The organism is Pseudomonas sp. S30, assembly GCF_016518545.1.
Lineage (GTDB): Bacteria > Pseudomonadota > Gammaproteobacteria > Pseudomonadales > Pseudomonadaceae > Aquipseudomonas.
In genome coordinates, this window is sequence record NZ_JACVTO010000044.1 from 1 (window position 1) to 4889 (window position 4889).

Annotated in this window: 1 protein-coding gene and 2 pseudogenes; all 3 read left to right on the top strand. The window is 53.3% G+C overall.

The genetic code is table 11. From position 1 onward, the window contains the following. Positions 1-1564: DUF637 domain-containing protein (locus IAE34_RS24150; protein WP_200141476.1), on the top strand; the 1564-nt coding region annotated here is incomplete at its 5' end. Between the two features lie 386 nt (positions 1565-1950). Next, positions 1951-2349, top strand: a pseudogene (locus IAE34_RS24155) (transposase); the annotation flags it as partial. 1166 nt (positions 2350-3515) lie between these two features. Continuing rightward, positions 3516-4889: pseudogene (locus IAE34_RS24160) on the top strand (hemagglutinin repeat-containing protein); the annotation flags it as partial.

Below are 4889 nucleotides of genomic sequence, written 5' to 3' on the forward strand. Positions count from 1 at the left end.
TTTGGGTCCAGCGGCGCAGATCGTGATCGCGATCATCGTCACTTACCTGACCGCGGGTGCTGCCAGTGCGGCCTTGGGGTCTGCAGCAGGTGCGACTGCTGGTTCCGGAACCGCTATGGCGGCCAGTGGTACTGCGACCGCCAGTGCCGTGGCTGGCGGCGCGGCGGCGGGTTCGACCGTTGCGGCAGGATGGGCGAACGTGGCGCTCTCTTCAATCGCCGCCAGTGCAGCGAGTGGAGCGACGATTAGCACGATCAATAATCGTGGCAACTTGGGCTTGGTGCTCAAGGATGTTATGTCCACTGATGCGCTTCGTGGCTATGCGGTTTCGGGACTCACCGCAGGTTTGACCGCCGGCCTGTTCGATGACTGGACAGCGACCGAAACCGGAGCTTCAAGCGCGCTGCCTAATAGCGGCGCTGTTTTGCCAGTTGGAGGGCTTTCCAGTTGGGATGGCATTGCTCGCTTTGCAGGCAACCAGCTGCTTCAGAACGGTACTTCGACCATTCTGGATCGTGCCCTCGGTGGTCATAGCGCGTTGGGTGAGGCGCTGCGTAGCAGCCTCGCCAGTACATTCGCAGCTGCTGGATTCAATCTCGTTGGCGATTTAGGTAATCGTTTCAATCTGCAGGAGGGAGGCGCCGCCAAAGTTACGCTGCATGCGGTGATGGGCGGGCTAGCAGCGGAGGCTGCTGGAGGCGATTTTAAAACTGGTGCAGTTGCAGCCGGGGTCAATGAGGCGCTAGTGGATACCCTTGCGCAACATTACTCCAAAATGCAGCCTGAGAAAAAGCAGCAGTTGCTCAAGATGAATTCACAATTGCTGGGTGTTTTGGCTGCTGCTGCGACTCAAGGAGATGGTGGCAGCTCCCAGATAGGAGCGTGGGTGGCAAGCTATTCGACTGCATATAATTATCTTACGCATCAAGAGGTTCAGAGTCAGCGCGCGGAAGAAAAAAACTGCGCGGATGATGATTGCATTCTGGGTGTAAGGGAGAAATATGCACAGCTGGATGAGGCTCGAAACAAAGGGTTGGCCAACTTATGTCGTGATAATCCTGGGCAGTGCGAGGATATTTCCGCGAAGCTTAGTGCCGACGAGCCGAAACTCAGAGCGCTAGCTAAAGAAGCATCTGCTCAAGGTGAGTTTGGCGCATCCGTCGTCATCGGCTATGTGATTAGTAGTAGCAATCAAGACGCGCAGAATATCATCGCAAGTGAGCTGGGCGCACTCGAAGGGGGGGATGGGCGTCGGCTCCTATCCGTGGTAGGCTCGACGTTGCTGAGTGCCACCATGGGCGGTCGCTCAGTTGTCACGAAACAGCCAGTGTACAGGACGACCAAAGAGGCTAAAGTAGCGGCAGAGGCATTGGGTTATCAAAAAATAAGCGAGACAGTTCATGGTGGCCAAGCAGTATTTCGTAAAGGCAAGTCCTACATCACGCGAGATCTGGATGGGCACAATGGAGGTGCATGGAAAATGGCCAGTTCAGTAAAAGCCTTGGAAAGTAGGACGACACGTGACGGAACTTTTGACAAGAACTTGAATCGTATCGGTGATTGAATGAGCAATAGGATAGATTGGGAGAATCGAGGCAAGACATTGGCGGAGCTTATTGCTGAGCTTAAGACGTTTGCCGATCAGGGCCTTAAAGTGGAAATGTCTTTTGATGAGGGGCAAACAGTGAAACCTATTAGTCTCGTTGTCAAACGAGATGGTAAGTGTCTTTTACTGAATATTGATACGTCAGGTGATTGATGGCAGAGGGAAGTTTGTCATGAGTAGGGCATCGTGGCGTTGGTTTTGTAATGCCCCGATAAGATTGTTTTGTTTTTAAAGTTAAAGACGATTTTGTCTACTTAGGGATGCACCGATCAAGTTAGCACAGGCCGCTCGACCTGTACCAAAGTAGGCCTCCACATAATTGCCCTCTACAAGCATGCAATTGTATAAGCCAGATGAGCTTTTCTGGTTTCGAATTCGCCGGGAAGCGCAAGCAAACCTGCCGCGACCGCTTCCTTGGCCGAGTTGGAACAGTTGGCTCAGTGAAGCGAACTGATAGCGTTGATTAAGGCTCACTACTCGAAGGCTGACAGTGGCCGCGAGCCGTATCCAGTGGAAACCGTGCTGCGCATTCACCTGCTGCAGCACTGGCTCTCGTTAAGCCATTCAGCCATGGAAGAGGTGCTGTGCGAGATCACTTCGATGCACCAGTTTGCTTGCCTGGCACTCAGCGCTTTGACCCCGAAGACACCATAATTAATTTCCAGTAATTACTGGAGAAGCACCATCTGGCGTCGGGCATTCTGGAAACTATTAACAATTATCTGCAAGACAAGGGCTTGGCGAGTTTCACTCTGTCGATGGAATAAAGTTTAGAAAATCCTAATATGAGAGGTAGTGGAGACCGGGTAGACCTGCCCCATTTTTGCAAGCGAAAGAAGTGCTTAATAGTAATTCAATCATTATTCCTGATCCTCGAGGTGTCGCAGACTGCTTTAATTATGTAGGGGTGGGTTGGAAATGATATAAAGCCTATTGACTGTTCAAGTGAGACGTACTCAACCGATAAGTGTGGGGTGGTGAGTGTGAATATATGGGAAAACCTAGAATCAGAATTGGAGCGTTATCGCTCCGCGGTTGGTATAATTAATCAACTTTTAGGGCTGTATGAAGACAAGCGCGTAACTCTAATTGATAAGATTGCCGTCAGTCTATATTTTAAGGCGGCCCAGTAAAAATTTGATGCTTTACAAGAGATTCAATGCAAACTTTCCACAATTCAGTACAAGTTTGCGTTTCCTCTGGGAGGTAGATTAAAAGAGCTGACTTACAGTATGGGTCGGGATGACATGTGTTCGAGGCAGTATTGGTATGAAAGGTTCAAAGGGGCGGGTGAAGTGGCTGGAGGAATGATTCGATGTTGAGGTTGAACAATAAACTAATATACTTGCGTAGGTGGTGCTCATGCCCACGCATAGAATATTGACGTGGTTGTGGCGATAACGGCGAGCATGCGAGGATAAATGATGAATGATATTTCAAGATTGAATAGGGTGCTTTTTGCTAGTGATTGCCTTCGCTCTCTAAATATTCAAATTGATGAAGAACGGATGGCCTACGATTTGATTCTCAATCTATCTGATAAAAATGGGGTGAAATTGTAAGTGTTAAGTTTTTGATATTAGTAGTTTCATCGCTCGCAATTTTGGCGGGGTTAACTCAGTTGATGCAGATTAATATAAAAGAAATAGATCGTGGTTTGGATAGGATTCATTACCAGTTAGTTGAGGTTGAGGATGAAAAGTTATCATTTTATTTCTCGTCATTTTCTGTGGATTAGGTTTCGTCTAGAGGGATACAGCACACAGCGCATGGAGCAGTCCAGGGAGGCTGCGGATTGTTAGGGCCTCAAGTTTCGCGCATTAGTTACAATTACGCAGTCCCCTCCACATCTATCAAGTAGAAGCAGTTCAACGCGTTGCTGAGGGCTGCGGGCTAAAATCCAGATAGCCTCGCCCGCACCGGCCAACGCTTCCTCGCCGGCCAGACCACCGACGAGAAGCTGTTCAAGCACCTGATGGACAACGCCATCGCCAGCCGCCAGACGCTGAACCTGGCCGTGGGCGTGGGCCTCACCTCCGAGCAGGTCGCAGCCCTGACCCACGACATCGTCTGGCTGGAAAGGGCCGTGGTCAACGGCGAAGAAGTACTGGTGCCGGTGCTCTACCTGGCCAACGCCAACAACCGCCTGGCCCCGAACGGCGCGTTGATCGCCGGCAACGACATCAACCTGATCGCCGGGCAAGACCTCACCAACGTCGGCACCTTGCGCGCCACCAACAACCTGTCCGCCAAGGCCGGCAACGACCTGGTCAACAGCGGCCTGATCGAGGCCGGTAACCGTCTGGACCTGCTGGCCGGCAACGATATCGTCAACAAGGCCGGCGGCATCATCGCCGGACGCGACGTGAGTCTGACAGCCATCAATGGTGATGTGATCAACGAGCGCAGTGTCACCCGAGTCGACAGCAGCGACGGTAGGGTCACCGAACACCGTGATTTTGTCGACAGCGCCGCGCGTATCGAGGCGGCCAACGACCTCAGCATCCTCGCCGGTCGCGACGTCGCCAACCAGGGCAGCGTCCTGCAAAGTGGGCGCGACCTTGCCATCCAGGCGGGTCGCGACCTGAGTTTCGGTTCAGTGGAAGAGACCGCCAGCAGTCTCAACAGCCGTGTGCGACAAACCAGCAGCTCGGTCAATCAGCACGGTTCCTCGGTGACGGCAGGCCGTGACCTCACCGCTATCGCCGGTCGTGATCTCACCGCCATCGCCAGCCAGATCGACGCCAAGCGTGATGTGGTCATGGCCGCCACGGAAAACCTGAGCCTGAGTTCGGCGGCCGATGAGCAGCATTCGACCTTCAAGTCGAAGAAGGCCAAGGGGCAAGAGGACCATGTGAGCCAGGTGGGCACGTCGGTCACGGCGGGCGGGGACGTGAGCCTGCGCGCGGGTGAAGACCTGGCGATGACGGCCAGCCGTGTGTCGGCGGGAGACGAGGCGTACCTGGTGGCGGGTGGTCGATTGGAGTTGCTGGCTGAGGCTGACAGTGATTACTCGCTGTACGACAAAAAGAGCAAAGGGAGTTTTGGCAGCAAGAAGACCAAGCGCGATGAAGTGACCGATGTGAAATACGTCGGCAGCGCGGTGTCGGCTGGGGGCGATGTGACCCTGGCGAGCGGCGGCGATCAGCGGTATCAGGCGGCCAAGCTGGAGAGCGGCAACGACCTGACCCTGGACAGTGGAGGAGAGATCGCCTTCGAGGGTATGAAGGACCTGCATCAGGAGAGTCACGAGAAGAGCAAGTCCAATGTTGGCTGGTTCAGC